The organism is Ensifer sp. KUDG1 (assembly GCF_050434285.1).
Lineage (GTDB): Bacteria > Pseudomonadota > Alphaproteobacteria > Rhizobiales > Rhizobiaceae > Ensifer.
This window is the reverse complement of record NZ_JBNDIG010000003.1, coordinates 333,629-356,533: the sequence shown is the minus strand read 5'-3', so window position 1 is coordinate 356,533 and position 22,905 is coordinate 333,629. Positions and strand designations below refer to the sequence as shown.

Genomic DNA, 22,905 nt, shown 5'->3' with positions numbered 1-22,905 from the left:
CGAAAGAATGCACAGGAAACGCACCAGGATTTTGATTCTAGAGCATCTTTTCCGCTTTCAGTGGTTCCACTTGAAGCGGGACACTCTAGAGGCCCGAAAGGGCGGTCGCATCAGCGACTGCCGCAGGTGATGCCGCCATTCCCATGAAGCGGAGGCAGGCAATTGTTTTTATGGCGATTCGCGGCAGGGCTGCCAAGCCTCAAGCCTGCGAAAAATGCACGCACCTGCGTTTTTAACAGGCGCCGAAGCCTATCTCAGGCTGCCAGCCACCGGCGCTCGAAGGCGAAGGTCGCAAGGTCGTTGGCGCTCATGGGCCGCGCGAAGGCATAACCCTGCAGCCCGTGGCAGCCGAGTTCCTTCAGGATGGCTGCGTGTTCGAGGGTCTCGACGCCTTCGGCGATCACCTCGATGCCGAGCGATGTGCCGATATCGATGATGGACTCGACCAGGCGTTTTTCGGCCGGCGACTTCAGGATCGGCAGGACGAGCTGGCGGTCGATCTTCAAGCGCCGCGGCGTCAGCTTCAAGAGGCTGACGATGGATGCATAGCCGGTGCCGAAATCGTCGATCTCGATGTCGATGCCGAGTTCCTTGATCCGACGGATGTTCGACAGAACCGTCATGTCGCTCTCGTCGAAGGAGATCGATTCCAACAGTTCGAACGACAGGCGGCCCGCCGGGATCTGCAACTGTTCTAGGCGCTCGATCAGATTTTCGTCATGAAGCCGCGCATAGGAGAGATTGACCGAGACCTTGGGGATATGAATGCCGCTCGCTTCCCAGCGGTAGATCTGGAACAGCGCCTGCTCCAGGATCGCCTGGTCGATCGAGGCCACGACGTTGATGTCTTCGGCCGTCTTCAGGAACGTGTGCGGACCAAGCAGGCCCTTGGTCGGATGATCCCAGCGCGCCAGCGCCTCGACACCGATGATATCCAGCGAGCGCGGACAGAACTGCGGCTGGAAATGCGCGATGAACTCGTTGTGCTCGAGCCCGCGCAGGATCTCGTCGGCGGTCTGTTTGGTCTTGAAGACTGCCGTCTTCAGTTCGCCGGTGAAGATCTCGTGCCGGTTGCGGCCGCGGCGCTTGGCCTCATAGAGCGCGATGTCGGCATTGACGAGCACGTGCGACAGCTCTTCGTTCGCCTGGCTCTGGGCGGCGATGCCGATGCTGACGCCGATGCGGCACTCCTGGTCCTTGTAGCGGACGGGCACGCTCATCGCCTCGATGATGCGCGACGCCAGCCGGGCGTCCGGCTCCATGCCGCCGTCCTGGCGGACGAGGACGAATTCGTCGCCGCCAATGCGGGCGACGAAGTCCTTTTCGTCGGCATTGCCACGCAGCAGTTCGGCTGCATGCCTGAGGATCTCGTCGCCGGCCGCGTGGCCGAGCGTATCGTTGATCTGCTTGAACCGGTCGAGATCCATGTGGAAGATGCTGAGCTTCGCCTCGCGCGCGAAATGCCGGTCGCGCTCAGCCAGGACCTGGTCGAGGAAGCGGCGGTTCGGCAGGCCGGTCAGCGGATCGTGCAGCGCGTTGAACTCCATGCGATGACGCGCCGCTTCGAGCTCGACGCTGTGCGCCTCGGCCGTGCGTTTGGCTTCGAAAAGCGTTTCGCGGGTCTCGAAGTCGGCGGTCACGTCCCAGTTGACCCCGACGATCTTCCGGTGGCCGTCGGCGCCGATATAGAAGGAACCGTTGGCCCGGATGTGGCGCGTGCCGCCGTCGGGCAGGCGGACGCGGAAATCGGAGTTGTAGGCGAGCCCGGATTCCAGCGCCTCGGCAAATTCCCGTTCGGCGCGGTCGAGATCATCAGGGTGCAGCGTGTCTTTCCAGTCGTCATAGGCCTGGCGCAACGATGCCGTCCGTCCATAGAGCTCCTTGGTCCGATCGTCCCAGAGCAGCTTCCTGCTGGCGACGTCGAGTTCCCAGATGCCGATCTGGGAGGAGTCGAGCGCGATCTTCAGCCGATGGGAGAGCTCCTGGAGCTGCGCCTTGCTGTGCCTGAGGGCACGAATGTTGCCTTGCCGCTCGGTCAGGAGGCGCCCGGTCAACACCATCGGCAGGATGATCATCAGGCCGCCGATGACGATGAGGCCGCGAATGAGCCAGGCATTGCCAGCCGTCGTCGGCCAGCCGCCCTTCGGAACGGCGGCGATATGCCAGGAGCCACCGGGCAGAAGCACGGTCATTTCGACCGGTGCATCGCGGAAAATGTTCGCGTCGCCGTAAAAGACCGGACCCTGCGCGCCCGTGCCGTCCCGACCGGCAATAGCGACGTCGATGCCGAGTTCGTCGGAAGAAAGGCCGCTGTCGCGATAGAGCCGGTCCACGTCGATGATGGCCGAGACGATGCCCCAGAAGCGGTTGCTGCCGCCGCCCGCATCGATCGACACGGGGAAGCGGCCGATCAGGCCCTTGCCGCCCTGGACGAGATCGACAGGCCCGGCAAGTACCATCTGGCCGGTGTCCTTTACGCGCATGACGGCGGCGCGCTGCGCCTCGTTCTTGCGATAGTCGAGGCCGAGTGCGCGGCGATTTTGTTCGAGCGGATAGACGAGCGAGACGATCAGATTGGGCGCAGCGGCGATGCTGCGCAATTGCGAGCGCTCGGTGAAGACACTGCGCGCCAGAGCGGCGAAACGCTGCTGGTCCATCGCCGGCTCGGTGACCAGCGTGCCGATCAGCCCGCGAACGAGCTGGATGTTGCCATTGACGTTGGCCTCGAGCTTGGAGCGGATGGGGTTGAGTTCCTCGGCGACGCGGGCGCGCTGGCGCGCCTCGTCGACCACCTGGTTCTGGTTGTCCGCAAGGATGCCGGCGACCAGAACCACGAAGGCGGCGATGATCGCCGGAAGATAGCTCGGCGTCAAAACCCTGGAGAGCCTCTTCATTCCGAGGTTGAAAGCATGTCTGGCAGGCACGAAACACCCCGGCGGCACGCGAATGGCTATGTCTTGAGCCGGATAATCCCAAAAGGGTCTTAATAAACCTTGTTTTAGGTTCCGCTTTTATTCCTTCGCGTCTCAGTCACCTTTGCGCTCGGGCAGCTTCTTGTGCTTGGTTTCTGCAAGCTCTTCGAGTTCACCTTCGCTCATGGATTTTTCCATTTCGCGCGACGCGCCTTTGAGGCTGGATTTCTTGACGTCGCCGCGCTTGGCGGCAAGGGCAGCGCCGGCTGCACGCTGCTGGGCTTTCGATTTGGCTGGCATGGCACATCGCCTTTCGGTTGGTTGCCCTGGCCAACGCGAGGCAGCGCCGGATGTTCCGCGAAGCTAGGTATTCTCCCGCGCTTCGATCATCGCCTGCAGCGTCTCCAGCCGGTCGGCGTCACGCGGCAGCTTGTCCTGTCTCAGGCGTGCGATGCGCGGGAAGCGCATGGCGACGCCCGACTTGTGCCGGCTCGAGCGGTTGATGCCCTCGAAGGCGACCTCGACGACGAAACCGAAATCGGGTTCCGCCCTCACGGCCCGCACCGGGCCGAAGCGTTCGGTCGTGTTGTCCCGGACGAAGCGGTCGAGGATTTCGAGTTCCGCATCGGTGAAGCCGAAATAGGCCTTGCCGACGGGCACCAGCGTTTCCTTGCCCTCGATGTCGGTCCAGACGCCGAAGGTGTAGTCGGAGTAATAGCTCGAGCGCTTGCCGTGGCCGCGCTGGGCATACATCAGCACCGCGTCGATATTGAAGGGCGCGCGCTTCCACTTGAACCACGGGCCTTTGGCGCGGCCCGGCGTATAGGGCGAATCCAGCCGTTTCAGCATGATGCCTTCGATGACGGGATCCGGCGGATCGGCGCGCAGCCGGTCGAGTTCTTCCCAGGACGAGAAGGGCACCAGCGGCGAGAGGTCGAAATGCTGCGGCGAGGCGCGCTCGACGAGGCCGGCGAGCATTGCTCTCCTTGCGGCGAAGTCCAGCGGGCGAACGTCCTCCTCGCCTGAGAAGAGAATGTCATAGGCGCGGACGAAAGCGGGGTAGGTCTCGATGAGCTTGTGGCTGACCGTCTTGCGGTTCAGCCGTTGCTGCAGGTCGGCGAAGGTGCGCGTGGCACGATTGGTGCGCGCGGTGCCGCCGACCAGCAGTTCGCCGTCGATCACTCCGGTAAAGTCGGCGGCTTCAAGTACATCGGGAAAGGCGCCGGAAATCTCGTCGCCGCTGCGGGAATAGAGCCGGCGCACGCCGCCGACGTTGGCAAGCTGAACGCGAATGCCGTCCCACTTCCATTCGGCGGCAAAATCCTTGGGGTCGAGCCCGTCGAGATCGCCGTCGCCGACGGGATTGGCGAGCATGACCGAATGGAAGACCGCCGGCGTCGAAAGCGCGGGCTTTTCCGCCTCTCCCGAAAGCCAGCGGAAGAGCGGCAGGTAAGGCGGCGACAGGCCGTGCCAGAGGGTCTCAATCTCGGCGACGTCCTTGCCGCCCATGTCCGCGAGCGCCTGCTTGGCGAGCTTCGCCGATACGCCGATGCGAAGGCCGCCCGTCACAAGTTTTAGGAAGGCGAAGCGCGCCGAGGTATCCAATCGGTCGAGCATGTCGCGAACGACGCCGCGCACATCGGCGCGTCCGGTCCTTTGCAGGCGCTCGATGGCCTCGCCAAGCGGAATGTCCGCCTCCACGGTGCCGGCAGGCGGCTCCCAGACGAGCGAAACCGTTTCGGCGAGGTCGCCGACATAATCGTAGGAATACTGGAAGAGCACCGCGTCCATGCGTTCGAGCAGGAGGTCGCGGATCATTGCCGGCTTGACCGTGTTGAGCGACAGCGTGCCGGCGATCGCGGCAAGCGCATAGCCGCGATCGGGGTCCGGCGCGGTGCGGAAGTAATCGACAAGCAGGCGGATCTTGGCGTTGCGCTGCGGGCTGAGGACGAGACGGTCGAGCAGTTCGGCGAAGGCTCGCATCCGTCACTCTCCCTCGTCGTCGTAGCCGACGAGATGCAGCGGACGGGCGGCGATGCCCTTGAGCTCGCACCAGCGCACCAGTGCCTCCTCCCGCCCGTGCGTGACCCAGACCTCGGCCGGTGCGATCTCGGTGATCGTCGCTGTCAGTTCGGCCCAATCGCAATGGTCGGAGATGATCAAGGGCAGCTCGACGCCGCGCTGTTTCGCCCGTTGCCGGATCAGCATCCAGCCGGAAGCGAAGCTGGCGATCGGGTCGGCAAAGCGCCGCGACCAGCGATCGGCGAAGGCGGCGGGCGGGCCGACAACGATCGTGCCCCTGAAATCCTGCTTGTCGTCGGCTGCAAGCGTTGCCGGGCGCAGGTCGCCGAGGTCGATGCCCTGGCTCTGATAGTAGTCGCACAGCCGTTGCAGGGCGCCATGGATGAAGATCGGCTGGTGATACCCCTCTTCGCGCAGCAGCGCGATCACCCGCTGCGCCTTGCCGAGCGCATAGGCGCCGACCACGTGGGTGCGCTCGGGGAATTGCGCGAGCGATGTCAAAAGCTTGCGTGTCTCTGCTCGGTCATCGGGATGATGGAAGACCGGAAGGCCGAAGGTCGCCTCGGTGATGAAGACGTCGCAGGAAACCGGCTCGAAGCCGGCGCAGGTCGGGTCCCGCCGTCGCTTGTAGTCGCCCGAGACGACGATGCGGGTGCCGTTCGCGCGGACCGAAATCTGTGCCGAGCCGAGCACGTGGCCGGCCGGGTGGAAGCTCACCTCGACGCCGTCGACGGAGAGCGTTTCGCCAAGGGCGACCGGCTGGCTCGTTCCGCAGAAGTCCTCGCCGTAGCGGATGCGCATGATGTCGAGGGTTTCGCGGGTGGCGAGCACCTGGCCGTGGCCGGAGCGGGCATGGTCGGAATGACCATGGGTGATCAGAGCCCTTTCGACCGGTTGAACCGGGTCGATGTAGAAGTCACCGATCGGGCAATAGAGGCCTTTGGGGGCGGGGTAGAGCAGGGCGTCCGGTTTCATGGACTGAAAGATAGCCGGCGAATGCACATTCGCCAGCCGTGTTGTTCAAGTTTTTCGAGGCGCAACATTTGCTGCGCCTCGTTCAGCTTCAACCCGGCAGAACCAGCGTGTCGATGATCAGCTTCAGCGTGCGGGCGGCATCGATGTCGATGCAGGCCTTCTGGCTCGGCAGATCGTCCCAGGGGCTCGGCGGGAACAGCCTGGTGTCGGGGCTCTGGATCGTCTGGCCATCGGCAATGCCGCCGCAGACGACGCGGATGGCGCCGCTTCTGACGGTGAACAGGTCGGGCGCCACGACATAGGCGCAGGCGCAGCTGTCGTGCACGACCATGCCATCGGGCACGTGCTGCTCGTAGAAGGTGACGTAGAACTTCGAGATGTCGGCGAGCAGCTTGCCGGCGTCGCCGCCGCGTTCGGCGACATCGGCGATCATCGCCTTGGTCATCACGGTCTGGGTGGTGACGTCGAGACCGACGACGGTGACCGGCCAGGGCGCCGTCATGACAACGTCGGCGGCTTCCGGGTCGCCGTGGATGTTGGCTTCGGCAGCCGGCGTGATGTTGCCGTTGACGTCGAAAGCGCCGCCCATGATGACGACTTCGCGCACGAGCGCTGCGAACTCGGGATCCTCGCGCAGCGCCAGCGCCAGGTTGGTCATGCGGCCGACGGCGATCAGCGTCACTTCGCCGGGATGGGCGCGAACGGTGTCGATGATGAAGCGGTGCGCAGGGCGCGGGTCGACCGGCAGGTCGATCGTCTCGGGCACGTCGATATTGCCGAGGCCGTCGTCACCGTGGATGAAGGTCGGCCAGCCGACATGCGGACGGTCGGGATTGAAGGTCTTGTCGAGGCCCTTGGCCACGGGCGCGCCGATGCCCCACTCACGCTTCAGGAACAGCGCGTTGCGCGTCGTGGTTTCGACCGAGGCATTGCCGAAAACGGTGGTGATGCCGATCAGGTCGATGGCCGGGTGACGGTGCAGGAAGAGCAGCGCCATTGCATCGTCGATGCCCGGATCCGTATCAAAGATAACTTTATGCATTCTCGTTCTTCTTTTCTTGTTCTTGTGTTTGACGGCTCGCAATGGAGGCAAGATGGCCACGAATGTCAATCACCCTCCCGGAGGCTTTGGCGGGCGGGCGGCCGCGCCCTGGCCGGTTTCCATGGGAACATCGCCAACCGGGTGAGCATGGCAAGCTCCGCGTGTGGATGGGAACGGCTCATCCAGTCAACCGGGAGGTAATGTCATGCATAGGCTGGTTCTTGTTTCCATGATCGTCGTCACCGCGGCAACGTCGTTTGCCGCTCCCGCCTTTGCCCAAAGCGTCGGCGGCAAAAGCCGTGGCGGCGGTGGGGGCGGCAACGGTTCTTCCGACAGCAGCGACTGGTATGCCGGCATCGGTTCCTTCACCCATTCCAACGACAGCTACAACCGGCGGCGCCCCAAGGTCATCCTGACGAAGTCGGGTGCCTATTGCGTCGAAAACCGCCGATGGGTCGACGCCTCGGGCAAGGCGCATTTTTCGCCTTACCGCGAGTGCCGTGACCGCATCGATATCGCCGTGGACTGATCGACGTAGAGCTTTGAGAGGGAGACGGGCGCGCAATCGCCCGCCTCCCTTTTTTGTTGATCCCCTGCCGCCGGTCTCCTGCGGGTTGCCGGCAGATCGCTACCGCAATTTAAACTTTCCGAAAGGTCGCGCGCCTAATGTTGTGCTGCCCGTTCCGGGCTTTTTGCAATTTCTGGATATGACGGCGGAGTCCACCCTCGTGAAGGCTATCCTCGGCAAGATCAGGCCATCGAAGAGACTGCTCGTCATTCTCACGGCGGCCTTCGGTGTTTCCGCCGCTTCGGGCGGGGCTGCCGTCTATGTCAGCCGCGACGCGCTGATGGCGGAACTTTCCAAACCGAAGGTGTCGGGCCTCGAATGCACGACCATTCGCACGCTGAAGCTCAGCCACAACGGCCAACGCTGGATCCGCATGCACGTCAAGACCGACCGCGCCGACGGCCAGGCGCGCATGCGCACGGCGTTGCGCGTCGTCGGCGCCCTAGCCAAGGCCGAACGGGCAGATCTCTATCAGGTCGTCGTGCTCGATGCCGCCGGCCCTGAAAACCGGGCCGATGTGCGCGGTGCCGCGATCGGTGCGGAGGTGCTCTTCGCCCCCGGCCCGCAGAGCGTTCCGGGCATGAGCGAGACGTTTCGGGCGTTCTACAATGACGGCACGGCCAATTCTGTCGGCGTCTTCCATGGCAAGACCGTCGATCTTTCGATGGATGACATCCGCACGATGATGGCGGCCATGGACGACCATTCGCCATGCATCGATCCGTCGGCCGCACCGGCCGATGGCGCGACCGCCGAGGGCGGCGCCGGTGAACACGAGGCCAAGCCGGCCGAGACCGCCGAGGCTCCCGCAGGCCACTAGGCCCGGGTCACGTCCGGCTATCCGATCGCTCTGAAACAGAAAAAGGCCCGGCGCGTGAGCGGCGGGCCTTTGTGTTCGTGGCGATGCGACCTTGATCAGTCAGCCTTCTGCCGGCGGGCCGGGAAGAGGATGACGTCGCGGATCGACGGTGCGTTGGTCAAAAGCATGATCAGGCGGTCGACGCCGATGCCGAGGCCACCGGCCGGCGGCATGCCCTGGTCGATCGCGTCAAGGAACTCGTCGTCGAGCTGCTTGGCCTTTTCGCCGCGCGCATGCGCCTGCTCCAGCTGCTCGACCATGCGGGCGCGCTGCTCTTCCGGGTCGTTCAGTTCGGAGAAGGCGTTGCCCAGTTCCCAGGCGTTGCAATAGGTCTCGAAACGCTCGACGAGGCGCGGCTCGCCCGGCACTTCCTTGGCAAAGGGCGAGATGTCCTTCGGGAAATGCGTGACGTGGGCCGGCTGGATCAGCGTACCTTCGACCTTCTCTTCGAAGATGAAGGCGAGGCACTCGCCCCAGGTCCAGTCCTTCTCGACCTCGAAGCCGGCAGCCTTGGCGGCAGCGCGGGCTTCCTCGTCGGTCTTCATCGCCAGGAAGTCGATACCGGTCGCTTCCTTGACGGCGTCGGGCATCGGCACGCGACGGAACGGACCCTTGAAGGAGATTTCCTTGTCGCCATAGGCAAACTCGGTCGAGCCGTGGATCGCCATCGCAAGCTCACCGAACAGCCGCTCGACGAGGTCCATGATGTCCTCGTAGTCGGCATAGGCCCAGTAGCACTCCATCATGGTGAATTCCGGATTGTGCCGGGTGGAGACGCCTTCGTTGCGGAAATTGCGGTTGATCTCGAAGACCTTGTCGGTCAGACCCGAAACCAACGTGCGCTTCAGGTACAGTTCCGGCGCGATGCGCAGGAACATGTCGAGCTTCAGCGTGTTGTGATGCGTCTTGAACGGCTCGGCGGTGGCGCCGCCATAGACCGAATGCAGCATCGGAGTCTCGACTTCCATGAAGCCGTCGTTTTCCATGAAGCGACGGATGCCCGAGACGATCTTGCTGCGCTGCTGGAAGCGCAGCTTCGATTCCTCGTTGGTCATGATGTCGAGGTGGCGCTTGCGGTAGCGGATCTCGATGTCGGAGAGACCGTGCCACTTCTCGGGCATCGGCAGCAGCGACTTCGTCAGCATCGTGATCGACTGTGCGTTGATCGTCAGCTCGCCACGCTTGGTGCGGCGCACGACGCCGGTGACGCCGATGATGTCGCCGATGTCGATCATCGGCAGCAGTCCGCGGGCTTCCTCGCTCGTCACGTCCTTGTGGCTGAAGATCTGGATCTTGCCCGACGCGTCATGGATGTCCATGAACATGCCGGAATTGCGCGAGGAGTAGACGCGGCCGGCGACGGTCGCGACATCCTGCGTCTCGGTATCCGGCTCCAGGCTCTCGTACTTGGCGGTCAGCTCAGCATTGCTCATCGTCCGGTGGAAATGCGCCGGATAGACGTCGCCGATCTGCTCGCGCAAAAGCTTCAGCTTCTGTGCGCGCACTTCCGTGGCGTCGGAGGAGAGGCCAGTGGTCTCGGTCTTGTCGTTCATCGTGCTCTCCTTACTTTCCGCTGCCGACCATGGAGGCGACCACCTGAGACGCGACCTTGAGGCGTTGGCGGACCACGGCGCGGCCGAGGATTTCCATGCTGTCGAACAGCGGCAGCGAGCGCTGCGAGCCGGAGACGGACACGAAGAGCGGCGCCAGGATCACCTTCAGCTTCTTGCCCATGCGCTCGGCGATCGCACGCAGTTCGGCCTCGATCGATTCCTTGTTCCATTCGAGGATCTTTTCAAGGTCCGGCTGAACCGTGTTGAGGATCTCGAGCAGCTCTTCGGGCGTCGACTTGACGCCGGCGAAGGCTTCGGGCTTGAGGCCAAGGTCCGACTTCAGAAGGAAGCCTGCGAGATCGGGCAGTTCGCCGAGCTTGGAAATACGCGACTGGCTGAGCTTCAGGCCCTGTTTCAGGCGGTCGTTTTCCATGGCCCAGGCAAGGACGCGGGCAGCGAATTCTTCTTCCGAAAGCTTCTCGCGGATCCAGCGGGCGTTCAGCCAGTCGAGCTTCTGGATGTCGAAGATCGCGCCGGCCTTGGAGAGGTTCTCCGAGTCGAACTTTGCAGCCAGTTCCTCGATCGTCAGCAGCTCCTCGCCTTCGGCGATCTGGATGAAGAACAGGCCGAGGAAGTTCATCAGCGCTTCCGGCAGGTAGCCAAGAGCGGTGTAGTAGGAGATCGACGTCGGGTTCTTGCGCTTCGACAGCTTCGACTTGTCGGCATTGCGCATCAGCGACAGGTGCATGAAGACCGGCGGTTCGAGGCCGAGATAGCGGTAGATCAGGATGTGCTTCGGCACGGAGGCCAGCCACTCCTCGCCACGGGCGACGTGGGTGATCTTCATCAGGTGGTCGTCGACCACGTTGGCCATGTGGTAGGTCGGCATGCCGTCGGCCTTGAGCAGGACCTGCATGTCGACGGCATCCCACGGAATTTCCACGTCGCCATAGACGCCGTCGGTAAACTTGCACGAGCCCTCGGTCGGGATCTTCATGCGCACGACGTGCGGTTCGCCGGCGGCAACGCGCGACGTCACTTCCTCGGCGGACAGGTGGAGACACAGGCCGTCATACTTCGACGGCTTGCCGGCGGCGCGCTGGCTCTCGCGCATCTGCTCGAGCCGCTCGGGCGTGCAGAAGCAACGGAAGCCGTGACCGTTCTCGACGATCTTTTCGACGTAGGGGCGGTACATGTCCTTGCGGTCGCTTTGGCGGTAGGGACCGTAAGGGCCGCCGATATCAGGACCTTCCGACCATTCGAGCCCGCACCATTTCAGCGCGTCCAGCACCTTCTGTTCGAACTCCGGCGTCGAGCGGGTCGCATCGGTGTCCTCGATGCGCAGGATGAACTCGCCACCATGCTTTTTTGCGAAGAGGTAGTTGAACAGAGCGATGTAGGCGGTGCCGACATGCGGCTCGCCGGTGGGGGAGGGTGCGATGCGTACCCGGACTGCTGAATTTGCCATGGTCTTTGCCCGTCTGACGTGCTTTTCGCCCCTTGCCGGAGAAGAAACCGGCCGCCGGGGGCGCGCATTTTATGGGAAGGAAAGGCCCGCAAGGGTGCCGCAACAACGGTATCGGCAGGCTATTCCAATAGGCTCGCGTGAGACCATAGAACGCCGATCATGTCAACGGAAACCCGATCACGCCGGTTTTTGTTGACACTGCCGCCCGCGGGCGTTAATGAACCAAAAGGTTATTTAACTGAAAGGTTTTTTAGAAAATGCCGGAAGATCGCTTGTCGACGACGCTCTCAGCCCTGGCCGATCCAACGCGAAGGGCCATTCTCGCCCGCCTCGCACTTGGCGAGGCCTCGGTCGGCGAGCTGGCGGAGCCCTTCGAAATGAGCCTGCCGGCAGTCTCCAAGCATCTCAAGGTTCTCGAGCGCGCCGGGCTGATCAGCCGCGGCCGCGAAGCGCAGTGGCGGCCATGCAAGCTTGAAGCTGCTCCGCTGAAGGACGTCAACAGCTGGCTCGACGGCTACCGCCGCTTCTGGGAGCAGAAGTTCGACCGTCTCGACGCCTATCTGCAGGAACTCCAGCATATCGATCCCGGCGCCGGCAAGAACTGATCGCCGCCCGTCTTCCGTCCCTGGCCATTCTGCGCTAAGCAGGGGACGTCGAAAAAGGCAGGACCGGATAAGGTAAGCCCGGTCCCTTCGGTTTTCTAAACGAAGCTCTGCTCGAACGTCCCGTTCGAACCCACGACGTGGTTCCGATGCAATCGCATCGGTCCGCGGCGGGGTGTATGCAATCGACGCAGTCCGCCGCGTTTCTCGAACACGGAGACTGTAACATGCGACTGAACCATATCGACCTCCATAGCGCTGTCGTTGCCGAAACGGCGTCCTTCCTCATCGATCACTTCGGCCTGACGCTGGTCGAAAAACGCGGCAAGGATGCCTTCTATCGCCTGACGGACGGTTCCGGCCTGGTGCTTGTCGTCAGCCCGCCGATCACCGCGCTCGGCGGCGGCGACCAGGTCAGCCTCGGGGCCCAGACCTACCACATCGGCTTTCTGCTGCCGGTGCGGGCCGAGGTCGACGACGTCTACCAGCGGGTGCGCGAAGCCGGTGTCCGGGTGATCCCGCCTGCCGACCGGCACGGCGCCTACGTCTTTTACGCAACGATCCCTGGCAACATCCTGGTCGAGGTCGGCCATCGTCCGGATGTTTGACGGGTTGAAACCGGATCGGAACGTTTCCTGAAGAGATGCGTTGTCCAACCAGAAGGCGTGGAGACCGGCCCGGCAGGCTCGACGGCAAGGGGAAACGACGCCGTTTGTCTTGCCGCCGATGGCTCGCGGTTGACGGCCGGTTTCGGGCTCCGCGTCTTCCAGAACTCCCGCAAGCAGAAGGCCCGCATCTTGGATGCGGGCCTTTCTCATGACGGGATTGTTTTTCAGCCGGCTCGTCAGTCGAGCTTTCCGGCCTTCCTCAGGCGCGCATTGCGCGCCACCATGTTGAGGATTTCGACCAGCGCCGAGAAGGCCATGGCGGCGTAGATGTAACCCTTCGGCACATGCAGGCCCATGCCTTCGGCAATCAGCGTCGTGCCTATCATCAGGAGGAAGGCGAGCGCCAGCATGACGATCGTCGGGTTCTTCTCGATGAAGTTGGCAAGCGGGTTGGCGGCAACGAGCATGACGGTGACGGCGGCAACCACGGCGATGACCATGATCGGCAGGTGCGGGGTCATGCCGACCGCGGTGATGATGCTGTCGACGGAGAAGACGAGGTCGAGCAGAAGGATCTGGCCGATCGCGGCGCCGAAGCTGTTGATCGCCGAGGAGGCGATGAAGTCCTCGCCGTGATCGCTCGGATCGACGTTGTGGTGGATTTCCTTGGTCGCCTTCCAGACGAGGAACAGGCCGCCGGCGATCAGGATCATGTCCTTCCAGGAGAAGCCGTGGCCGAAGGCCTCGAACACGGGCGTCGTCAGCTTGACGATCCAGGCGACGGTGCCAAGCAGCGCCAGGCGCATGACGAGCGCAAGGCCGATGCCGATGCGGCGGGCCTTTTCCCGGTGTTCGGGCGGCAGCTTGTTGGTGAGGATCGAGATGAAGATCAGGTTGTCGATGCCGAGAACCACCTCCATGACGACGAGGGTGATGAGGGCGACCCAGGCGGCGGGGTCTTGGGCAAGCAACAGGAGGTCCTGCATCGGCGATCTTTCTCTTTCAGCACTTTAAAGTTCCGCAGCGGCCTAGCGCGTCCGATGGACGTGCGGCGCTGCGAGTGGTGGCGCGTCGTCGCGCAAGAATCGCCGAAAGTATTTAAGAAACATTGCGGAAGAGACAAGCGCCGCCGCCTTATTGTGGCGGCGCTTTACCGTTTACGATTTGACCGGAATCCACATTTCGACGACGCCCATGCCCGAATGCGGGTCAAAACGCTCGTCATAGCGTTCGATGAGGTCAGGTGTTTCTCCGTGCTGCAGCCCGGATTCCGGCAGCCATGTTCCGAAGACGTAGTCGGCGGTTTTGGCGATCGCGGAGATGTGGCCACGATGCAGAAAGACAGCGTAGCGCTGTTTCGGCAACCTCACTGTCGAAAAGCCCTCGGCCAGGTCGTCGGCGTCGCTGATTTCGGCCGCCGCCATGTAGCGGAAGGTGCCGGCCTCGCCGTCGCTGTCACTGCACACACCATAGGCGATGTCGCCCCTCTGCCCGGGTATCGACCCGAAATGGCGGTTGAATCGTTGCCAGAGCGACGGGATGCCCTGGGTGCGGCCGTAGGCGTAGGTTTCCGAAAGGCCCGCCAAAAGCAACGGCGGGCTGTCTTCGAAGCGCGGCGGGTCGATTTTCAAGAGGCGGTTATCGTCCATCCTTAAAGGCTCCATCAGTTCGATGTTTCGAATGTGCCTCTGCTTGCGCACCGTTTCGGGTGTGACGCCGAACTGGTCGCGAAAGGCACGGGTGAAAGCCTCGTGCGAACCGTAGCCCGCATCGAGCGCCACCGAGAGAATGCTGATGGAACCGTCGGAAAGCGCCCGGGCGGCATCGCTCAGCCGCCGGCCGCGGATATAGGCGCTGATCGAGCGGCCGGTGACCAGCCCGAAGACGCGCGACAGGTGGTAGCGCGAGAGCCCTGCGGCTCCGGCGATTTCCTCCAGCGATATGTCCTTGGCGAAATGGCTTTCGATGAACCAGACCGCCCGTCCGATGGCACTCATCATCACTCCCTTGGCAACGCCCCGGTGATAGGGTGTTGCCGCAAGGCGCGCTTGATCGCAATTGCTGGATTGTAACGCCGGGCTGCCGGAAGAGTTCAGCCTTGCTCGGCCTGTTTCTTCGGTCCGTAGGCGGACATGAAGACGCGCACAGCCGCGGTGACCGTCGCCTCGATCTGTTCCTTCGGCGGTGCCGAGCACATGCCGCCGAACAGCCGATGCTTGAAGAGCCCGGCCTGCGCCATTTCGATGAACTGCCGGGCGGCCATCTCGGTATTCTCGATGTCGAGGGTGCCGGCGGCAATCTGGCGGTCGAGATAGGATTTGAGAACGGTGTAGCCGTTTTCCGGTGCCTCGCTGAAGAAGCGTTCGGCCAGATGCGGCATGCGGTCGATCACGCCGATCACCATGCGCATGGAGCGGATCGTCTCTTCCGCCGTCATGCTGGTCGTCAGCGTCACACCGAAATCGTAGAGCGACTCTTCCACGTCGTCATGATCGTTGAGCGCGTGTTTGGCGGTCTGGACCACCCGGGTCTTGCCCTTGACGATCAGCGCCTTGAAAAGGTCTTCCTTGTTCTCAAAATAAACGTAGAGCGTGCCCTTGGAGACGCCGGCCTCGCGGGTGATGTCGTTCATGCTGGCGGCGTCGAAGCCCTGGCTCAGGAACGCGCGTCGCGCGCCTTCGAGGATCTGCTCACGCTTGGCGGGATCCTCGCCGGCAGCGTGTCGGCCGCCGCCCGAACAGAGATCCTCATCCATGCCGACTGCCGGCTGCATGATGTCCTGGGTTCCGCTCTTTGCCCCGCTCATGATGGTCGCTTGTTTCCGTCCTGCTCATATTAAATTTTAGTCATCGAACCGCGTGGTTCGATTTCCTCTTGATATGCGACCAGAAAGGGCTTATGTCAAGTTCCAATCGAACCGAACGGTTCAGTTCGTTCAGCAATCTTTAACCAGGCCGGTGCCCAATGTCCGCATCCAACACGTCCAGCGCTGCCCGCGTCCGTCCCGTCGACGAGACTTTCGAAGTGCAGCAGGAAACCGCGCTCGAGGCGAAGGCCCCCGCTGCAGAGCAGGCGGTCGCGCCGGCTCCGGCAAAGGAAGCCGCCGCGCCGCAGAAGAAGGCGCGCAAGCCCATCCTTCCGGTGCTCGGCTTGGCGCTCCTGGCTGCCGGCGGCTGGTATGGCTACGACTGGTGGACCAATGGCCGCTTCATGATCTCCACCGACGACGCCTATATCGAAGGCGACATCGCGACGATCTCGCCGAAGGTTTCCGGCTATGTCGCCAAGGTCGACGCTGTCGCCAACCAGAAGGTGAAGGCCGGCGATCCACTGGTCACGCTGGACGATGGCGACTATCGCATAGCCGCCGAGCAGGCCGAGGCGAAGATCGCCACCCAGAAGCTGGCGCTCAGCCGCTTCGATGCGCAGATTGCCGGCGCCAAGGCGAGCCTTGCCCAGACCGAAGCGCAGAAGAAGGCTCTCGAAGCGACGGTGCGCGGCGCCGAACTCGCGCAGAAGCGCGCGAGCGACCTCCAGTCCAAGGCCGTTGGCACCGTCGCTTCGCTCGACAACGCCGATGTGGCGCTCGACCAGGCACGGGCAAACCTTGCCGGAGCGGACGCCAACATTGCCGCTGCCAATGCCAGCATCACTGTTCTCGAAGCGCAGCGCACGGAAGCCGAAAGCGAGATCCGTTCACTGGAGCTTGCGCGCGACAAGGCCAACCGCGACCTCGGCTTCACCGTGCTGAAGGCGCCCTATGACGGCATCGTCGGCAACGTCGCAGTCCAGGTCGGCGATCTCGTGTCGGCCGGCCAGCGGCTTGCCGCCCTTGTTCCGGTCGATCAGCTCTATATCGACGCCAACTTCAAGGAGACCCAGATCGCCCATCTGGTGCCGGGCTCCAAGGTGAAGGTGCATGTCGACGCCTATGAGGACCACGCGATCGAAGGCACGGTCGCCTCGATCTCGCCGGCTTCCGGTTCGGTCTTCTCGCTGCTGCCGGCGGAAAACGCCACCGGCAACTTCACAAAGGTGATCCAGCGCGTGCCGGTGCGCATCACCCTGCCGGCTGACGTGCTGGCCGAAGGGCACCTGCGCGCGGGCTTGAGCGTCGTCGTCGATGTCGACACGCGCACGGCGCCGGACCAGACCAAGGTTGCCGCGACCAAGTAAGCGGACGCAATGCCGGCGCGCCCTTGGGCGCGCCTTTTGCCGAGACCCCGGCGCCATGGAGCGCGGGTGAAGTCCGGAACGCCGGCGCGGCGAAATGCGCATGTCCAGAACGCTGGCGCCCAAGCGCGCCCATGCAAGGAGTGGCTGAGATGGCCGCAACGGCAACAGCAGGCTCGGTGGCGGCCGCCGCACCGAAGGTCGAGGAACATATGGACCCGAAGAGGCTGATCGCCTTCTTCGCCATGGTCGTCGGCATGTTCATGGCCATCCTCGACATCCAGATCGTCTCGGCCTCCCTTGCTGAAATCCAGGCCGGCCTTTCCGCCGGTTCGGACGAGATCGGCTGGGTGCAGACATCCTACCTCATTGCCGAAGTCATCATGATCCCGCTCTCGGGCACGCTTGCGCGCATCGTCTCGACGCGCGTGCTGTTCTCGGTTTCGGCGGCCGGCTTCACTGCGGCAAGCGCGCTGGCGGCGACCGCGACGAACATCGACCAGATGATCGTCTACCGTGCGATCCAGGGCTTCATCGGCGGCGGCATGATTCCGTCGGTCTTTGCGGCCGCCTTCACCATCTTTCCGCCGTCGAAGCGCAACATCGTCTCGCCGATCATCGGCCTGATCGCGACCTTGGCGCCGACGATCGGCCCGACGGTCGGCGGCTATCTCAGCCACGCCTTCTCCTGGCACTGGCTGTTCCTCGTCAACGTCATTCCCGGCATCATCGTCGCGACGCTCACCTGGACCTTCATCGACTTCGACAAGCCGGAGCTCAGCCTGTTCAAGAAGTTCGACTGGTGGGGCCTGGCCTCGATGGCGGTCTTCCTCGGCGCGCTCGAATACGTGCTGGAAGAGGGCAACACCAACGACTGGTTCAACGACGAGCACATCGTCATGGGTGCGGTCGCTTCGGCGATTGCCGCCATCGTGTTCTTCTACCGCGCCTTCAAGGTGGAGTTTCCAGTCGTCGACCTCAGGGCTTTTGCCAACCGAAACTTCGCCTTCGGCTCGATGTTCTCCTTCGTCATGGGCATCGGCCTTTACGGCCTCACCTATCTCTATCCGCTCTATCTCGGCCGTATCCGCGGCTACGATTCGCTGATGATCGGCGAGACCATGTTCGTCTCGGGCCTTGCCATGTTCTTCACGGCGCCGGTCGCGGGCATTCTCTCGGGCAAGCTCGACCCGCGCGTGCTGATGACGATCGGCTTCACCAGCTTTGCCAGCGGCACCTGGATCATGGGCCACCTGACGGCCGACTGGGATTTCTACGAGCTGTTCATTCCGCAGATCCTGCGCGGCGTCGGGCTGATGCTGTGCATGGTGCCGATCAACAACATCGCGCTCGGCACCATGCCGCCGGCGCGCATGCGCGGCGCCTCGGGCCTGTTCAACCTGACCCGAAACCTCGGCGGTGCAGTCGGGCTTGCGGTGATCAACACGATCCTGACGCAGCGCCAGGACTTCCACTATGCGCGGCTTGCCGAGCATATCCAGTGGGGCAATCCGGAGGCGATGGAGCGGTTCAACAACATGGCCGCCAACTTCAATGCCCATGGTCTCGACGGCACGACGATCGCCATCAAGCAGCTTGCGGGCATGGCGCAGAAGCAGGCGATCATCCTGTCCTTCGGCGATATCTTCATGCTTTTGACGGTGCTGTTCCTGTCGCTGATCCTCGGCGTGATGATGATCAAGAAGCCCGAGGGCGTCGGCCCCAGCGGCGGCGGTCACTGACACCGGCATAACGCAGCCCGCACGGTTTACGCGAACGAAGCCGTGCGGCACACTCCTCTCCACGGATAGCGGAGGGGTGGAAGCATGCGCAGATCGGCTCTGGCGTCTTTTTCAAGACGGTCTTTCCTGACCGGCCTTGCCGGTCTCGGGGCGGCGCTTGCGGCCTCCCGGAGCCGCGCTGCCGTCCCGGCCATCGACGTGACGTTCCTGTTTTCCAACGACATCCATGCCTGCCTCGTTTCGATCGAAGGGCTTGCTCCCAACTGCGCGGCCGAAGGCAAGACGGACGCCAATCTGCTGCGCCATGTGGCAGCGCTGAACGCCGTGCACGCCATGCGCTGGCCGGAGACGGTTGCCGGCAAGCCGAGCGGACTTGCAAGCGCCGGGCGGGAGATCGGCAAGCCGCTCGGCCTGGTGCTTGGCGGTGATCTCACCGATGACGGCGGCGGCCAGGTGCGCCAGCCGCGCGAGGGCCGGCAGCTGCAGCAATTTTCAAGCCGCTACCAGGAAGGGGCAGGGCCGGACCACGTCCACATGCCCGTCTATGTCGGCCTCGGCAACCACGACCTCGACCAGGACGGGCCGCCGCCGCATGTCGACTGGTATCGCCGCGAACTGCGCGACTATGTCGAACTCAACCACCGCCAGTCGGTGTTCTACAAGCCGCCGGTGCCGGTCACCAATTACGATCCGCTTTCGGATTGCTACTCCTGGGACTGGGGCGGGCTGCATCTGGTGCAATTGCAGCGCTTCGGCGGCGACGAGACCAAGGGCGCCGTCAATGCGCTGCCCTGGTTGAAGCAGGATCTTGCGAGCTATGCCGGCGATGGCCGGCCGGTGATCCTCTTCCAGCACTATGGCTGGGACGCCTTTTCGACCGAGGTCTGGGATGCCAAGGCGAAAACCTTCGACGACGATGGCGACGGCGCTGCGCATTGGTGGAGCGTGCCTCAGCGCCAGGCGCTGCTCGAGACCGTCAAGGGCAGCAACGTCATCGGCCTGTTCCACGGCCACCAGCACGAAACGGCGATGATCTACCGCCAGGGCGGGCTCGATCTCGTCAAGCCGAAGGCCGCTTACATGGGGGGCTTTGCCCTCGTGCGTGTTACCGATGGTTTCATGGACGTGGCGCTGGCGGAGGCCGGACAGAGCCATGGCGAGGTCGTCTTTACCGATGCCTTCAGCAAGCGCCTTTCCTAGCTCGAAAAAACAATATGAATCAAATCGTTAAGGCGTCGGATCCGTCTTCTCCGGACGGCGGCACGGCGCTCCGCTTTCTACGTCTTGCGGATTTTTGATTTACGTACATCAGAAATTCCTCTAAAGGCAGAACCCGGAGGAAAACATGCGCCCGACAGTTCACGATATCGCTGCCAGAGCCGGGGTCAGCCTCGCGACCGTCGACCGGGTTTTGAACAACCGCCCGGGCGTGCGCAGCGTCACCCGCGACAAGGTCGAGCGCGCCATCGAAGCGCTCGGCTATGTGCGCGATGTGGCGGCCGCCAACCTCGCCAAGAGCCGGACCTATCCGCTGGTCTTCATCCTGCCGGAGGGCGACAACACCTTCATGCGCGGCCTTGCGGCCGAGGTGGAGGCGGCGAAAGTCCGCTCCGCCGTCGAGCGCACGGCGATCACGGTCTTGTCCGTGCCTGCCTTCGACCCGGCAGCGTTGGCTGAAGCACTTCATAAAGCGCGGTCGCTTGACCCGGCCGGCGTTGCGGTCGTCGCGATCGATGCGCCCGAAGTCGTCAGCGCGGTGGACGCGCTGCGTGAGGACGGCATCGCCGTCGTGACCTTGGTGTCCGACCTGCCGGGGTCTTCGCGCGATCACTTTGCCGGTGTCGACAACGTCGCAGCCGGCCGGACCGCCGGCACCCTGATGGGGCGTTTCCTCGGTGGCCGAAACGGCCCGGTCGCGATCGTCGCCGGCTCGATGCTGGTGCGCGACCATCGCGACCGTCTCGAAGGTTTTGGCGCAGCCATGGCAGAAAGTGCGCCCGGGCGCCGACTTCTGCCCGTCGTAGAGGGCCACGACGATCCGGCCGAGGTCGATCGCCTCGTTTCCAGCCTGCTCTCCGATCACCCGGAGCTTGCCGGCATCTACAGTCTCGGCGCCGGCAACCGCGGCCTGATCGCGGCACTGGAAAAGGCAGGTCGCGAGAAGGCCGTTTGCGCCATCGCCCATGAACTGACGCCGCACAGCCGCACGGCACTTCTTTCCGGCACGCTCGACGCGCTCCTCAATCAGGACGCCGGCCATGAGGTGCGCAGCGCCATCCGGGTGCTGAAGGCCCGTGCCGACGGGCTTGCGGTGATCGGCGCGCAGGAGCGCATCCGCATCGAGATTTTCCTGAAGGACAACCTGCCGGTCGATCCGGCGTAGTGCTTTGAATTTACGCAGTTCCTTCGAGGAATTGCACAATGGAGGCAAGCATGTATCTCGGACTGGATCTCGGCACCTCGGGCGTCAAGGCAATGTTGATCGATGGTGACCAGCGCATCGTCGGTTCCGCCTCCGGCGCGCTCGACGTTTCGCGGCCGCATCCCGGCTGGTCGGAACAGGATCCGGCCGATTGGGTGCGCGCCAGCGAAGAGGCGATTGCCGGGCTGAAGGCGGCGCATCCGGCGGAGCTTGCGGCGGTGCGCGGTATCGGGCTTTCCGGCCAGATGCACGGCGCCACGCTGCTTGATGCCGATGACCGGGTGCTCAGGCCCTGCATTCTCTGGAACGACACCCGCAGCTTCCGCGAGGCGGCAGCGCTCGACGCGGACCCGCAGTTCCGCGCGATCACCGGCAACATCGTTTTCCCGGGTTTCACCGCGCCGAAGCTCGCCTGGGTGCGGGCCAACGAGCCAGACATCTTCGCCAAGGTGCGCTGGGTGCTGCTGCCGAAGGATTATCTGCGCCTGTGGCTGACCGGCGAACACATGTCGGAAAAGTCCGACAGCGCCGGCACCGCCTGGCTCGACACCGGCAAGAGGCAGTGGTCGGGAAGCCTGCTTGCCGCTACCGGCATGGACGAAAAGCAGATGCCGAGCCTGGTCGAGGGAACCGATGCAGCCGGGGAGCTGCGTTCGGAACTGGCGGCGCGTTGGGGGATTTCCGGTGACGTCGTGGTTGCCGGCGGCGCCGGTGACAATGCGGCCTCGGCCTGCGGCATGGGCACGGTCGGCGAGGGCAATGCCTTCGTCTCGCTCGGAACCTCGGGCGTGCTCTTTGCGGCCAATGCCAGCTATCTGCCCAATCCGGAAAGCGCCGTGCATGCCTTCTGCCATGCGCTGCCGAACACCTGGCACCAGATGGGCGTGATCCTGTCGGCGACCGATGCGCTCAACTGGTACTCCGGCATCGCCGGCCGCAGTGCTGCCGACCTGAGCGCCGAGCTTGGCGATAATCTGAAGGCGCCCTCGGGCGTCACCTTCCTCCCCTATCTCTCGGGCGAGCGCACGCCGCACAACGACGCGGCGATCCGTGGCGCCTTCGTCGGGCTTGGTCATGAGAGCGGCCGGGTGGTGCTGACCCAGGCGGTGATGGAGGGCGTGTCCTTCGCCATTCGCGACAGCCTCGAAGCTTTGCGCGCCGCCGGCACCACACTCATGCGGGTGACGGCGATCGGTGGCGGTTCGCGCTCGCGTTACTGGCTGAAATCGATCGCGACGGCGCTCAACCTGCCGGTCGATCTGCCCGCCGACGGCGATTTCGGTGCTGCCTTCGGGGCGGCCCGTCTCGGCCTCATCGCCGCGACCGGCGCCGATCCGGTCGCCACCTGCTACGCCCCGCGCACGGCCGAGACCATCGCACCGGAGGCGTCGCTGGTTTCGGCCTATGAGGAGAGCTACCAGCGCTACCGCCGGCTCTATCCGGCGATCAAGGGCGCCGTGTCGTGATACGGCGCCCTATGTCTCGATCCGCTGCCGCGTGCTCAGCGGGCCGGAACCTTGTCGAGGAAACCGGTGACCGTCTTCAGGCGGCCATCTTCGATCTGGCAGACATCGGTGCCTTCGATGACAGAGGGAACGCCGTCCGGACCGAGCGCCCAAGAAAAGCGGATCGTGTCGGCATAACCGTCGGCGGCACCCTTCAGCGTGAAACGGAAGCCGGGGAATTGCCCCTGCACACCGGCAATGAGCGCATCGATGCCGGCATGACTGTCGCCCTGCATGATCGGATCACGGTAGGCGACGTCGGCGGTGAACGCCTTCTCGATCAGGGCCGCGCGCTCGGCAGCGTCGGTGGCGTTCCAGGCGGTGATGTAGGCTTCGGCGATGGCGTTGAAGTCGTGCATCGAAGTGTTCCTTTCGTTTGGCGTTTCGATGCTTCCGGTATCGCCGGCCGAGGGAATGAAACCAATTACCTTCCACGTAATGGCCGCGCCTATCG

General features: G+C 63.7%; 20 protein-coding genes. 9 read left to right on the top strand and 11 right to left on the bottom strand.

The window, feature by feature from the left end:
• Positions 1-254 precede the first annotated feature (254 nt).
• The 5 genes from M2267_RS12305 to M2267_RS12285 form a co-directional block, all read right to left on the bottom strand.
• Positions 255-2,894, bottom strand: coding sequence for a bifunctional diguanylate cyclase/phosphodiesterase (locus M2267_RS12305; RefSeq protein WP_429114816.1), 2,640 nt, complete (start codon positions 2,892-2,894; stop codon positions 255-257).
• A gap of 132 nt (positions 2,895-3,026) precedes the next feature.
• A complete protein-coding gene (locus M2267_RS12300; RefSeq protein ID WP_043618506.1) occupies positions 3,027-3,212 on the bottom strand; it encodes a DUF3008 family protein in 186 nt (61 codons plus the stop codon).
• Positions 3,213-3,275: 63 nt separating this feature from the next.
• Positions 3,276-4,895, bottom strand: coding sequence for a cisplatin damage response ATP-dependent DNA ligase (locus M2267_RS12295; protein WP_429114776.1), 1,620 nt, complete (start codon positions 4,893-4,895; stop codon positions 3,276-3,278).
• Between the two features lie 3 nt (positions 4,896-4,898).
• Entirely contained in the window at positions 4,899-5,909 is a 1,011-nt protein-coding gene (locus tag M2267_RS12290) for a ligase-associated DNA damage response exonuclease (RefSeq protein ID WP_429114775.1), read from the bottom strand.
• 88 nt (positions 5,910-5,997) lie between these two features.
• On the bottom strand, positions 5,998-6,951 hold the full coding sequence (locus M2267_RS12285; RefSeq protein WP_402325633.1) for a nucleoside hydrolase: 954 nt from the start codon (positions 6,949-6,951) through the stop codon (positions 5,998-6,000).
• 205 nt (positions 6,952-7,156) lie between these two features.
• On the opposite strand from M2267_RS12285, the gene M2267_RS12280 reads away from it, so the two are divergent.
• Both M2267_RS12280 and M2267_RS12275 read left to right on the top strand, forming a co-directional pair.
• A complete protein-coding gene (locus M2267_RS12280) occupies positions 7,157-7,480 on the top strand; it encodes a hypothetical protein (protein ID WP_429114774.1) in 324 nt (107 codons plus the stop codon).
• 199 nt (positions 7,481-7,679) lie between these two features.
• Positions 7,680-8,339: a hypothetical protein gene (locus M2267_RS12275; protein ID WP_429114773.1), complete on the top strand. Its 660-nt coding sequence runs from the start codon at positions 7,680-7,682 to the stop codon at positions 8,337-8,339.
• A gap of 95 nt (positions 8,340-8,434) precedes the next feature.
• On the opposite strand, the gene lysS is transcribed toward M2267_RS12275, so the two are convergent.
• Positions 8,435-9,931: a lysine--tRNA ligase gene (gene lysS / locus M2267_RS12270; protein WP_429114772.1), complete on the bottom strand. Its 1,497-nt coding sequence runs from the start codon at positions 9,929-9,931 to the stop codon at positions 8,435-8,437.
• Positions 9,932-9,941: 10 nt separating this feature from the next.
• Positions 9,942-11,399, bottom strand: a complete 1,458-nt coding sequence (gene gltX / locus M2267_RS12265; RefSeq protein WP_429114771.1) for a glutamate--tRNA ligase — start codon at positions 11,397-11,399, stop codon at positions 9,942-9,944.
• Between the two features lie 257 nt (positions 11,400-11,656).
• Between gltX and M2267_RS12260 the strand changes: the two genes are divergently transcribed.
• Together M2267_RS12260 and M2267_RS12255 are read left to right on the top strand one after the other, a co-directional pair.
• A complete protein-coding gene (locus tag M2267_RS12260; protein ID WP_043618487.1) occupies positions 11,657-12,004 on the top strand; it encodes an ArsR/SmtB family transcription factor in 348 nt (115 codons plus the stop codon).
• Between the two features lie 224 nt (positions 12,005-12,228).
• The gene (locus M2267_RS12255; RefSeq protein ID WP_429114770.1) at positions 12,229-12,609 is read left to right on the top strand and encodes a VOC family protein; all 381 of its coding nucleotides are present in this window, start codon (positions 12,229-12,231) and stop codon (positions 12,607-12,609) included.
• A gap of 236 nt (positions 12,610-12,845) precedes the next feature.
• On the opposite strand, the gene M2267_RS12250 is transcribed toward M2267_RS12255, so the two are convergent.
• The 3 genes from M2267_RS12250 to M2267_RS12240 form a co-directional block, all read right to left on the bottom strand.
• Entirely contained in the window at positions 12,846-13,595 is a 750-nt protein-coding gene (locus M2267_RS12250; protein WP_043618480.1) for a TerC family protein, read from the bottom strand.
• Between the two features lie 171 nt (positions 13,596-13,766).
• Complete coding sequence (locus M2267_RS12245; RefSeq protein WP_429114769.1) at positions 13,767-14,606, bottom strand: AraC family transcriptional regulator; 840 nt, start codon at positions 14,604-14,606, stop codon at positions 13,767-13,769.
• A 95-nt stretch (positions 14,607-14,701) separates the two neighbouring features.
• Positions 14,702-15,382, bottom strand: a complete 681-nt coding sequence (locus tag M2267_RS12240; RefSeq protein WP_429114815.1) for a TetR/AcrR family transcriptional regulator — start codon at positions 15,380-15,382, stop codon at positions 14,702-14,704.
• Between the two features lie 191 nt (positions 15,383-15,573).
• Between M2267_RS12240 and M2267_RS12235 the strand changes: the two genes are divergently transcribed.
• The 5 genes from M2267_RS12235 to xylB all read left to right on the top strand — a co-directional run bounded on the left by M2267_RS12235 (position 15,574) and on the right by xylB (position 22,412).
• Complete coding sequence (locus tag M2267_RS12235; protein ID WP_043618475.1) at positions 15,574-16,785, top strand: HlyD family secretion protein; 1,212 nt, start codon at positions 15,574-15,576, stop codon at positions 16,783-16,785.
• A 149-nt stretch (positions 16,786-16,934) separates the two neighbouring features.
• On the top strand, positions 16,935-18,524 hold the full coding sequence (locus M2267_RS12230) for a DHA2 family efflux MFS transporter permease subunit (protein WP_156134123.1): 1,590 nt from the start codon (positions 16,935-16,937) through the stop codon (positions 18,522-18,524).
• 84 nt (positions 18,525-18,608) lie between these two features.
• Positions 18,609-19,724, top strand: a complete 1,116-nt coding sequence (locus M2267_RS12225; RefSeq protein ID WP_429114768.1) for a metallophosphoesterase — start codon at positions 18,609-18,611, stop codon at positions 19,722-19,724.
• Positions 19,725-19,869: 145 nt separating this feature from the next.
• Complete coding sequence (locus M2267_RS12220) at positions 19,870-20,907, top strand: LacI family DNA-binding transcriptional regulator (protein WP_429114767.1); 1,038 nt, start codon at positions 19,870-19,872, stop codon at positions 20,905-20,907.
• Between the two features lie 50 nt (positions 20,908-20,957).
• Complete coding sequence (xylB, locus tag M2267_RS12215) at positions 20,958-22,412, top strand: xylulokinase (protein ID WP_429114766.1); 1,455 nt, start codon at positions 20,958-20,960, stop codon at positions 22,410-22,412.
• A gap of 35 nt (positions 22,413-22,447) precedes the next feature.
• On the opposite strand, the gene M2267_RS12210 is transcribed toward xylB, so the two are convergent.
• On the bottom strand, positions 22,448-22,810 hold the full coding sequence (locus M2267_RS12210; protein ID WP_429114765.1) for a nuclear transport factor 2 family protein: 363 nt from the start codon (positions 22,808-22,810) through the stop codon (positions 22,448-22,450).
• Between the last annotated feature and the right edge of the window lie 95 nt (positions 22,811-22,905).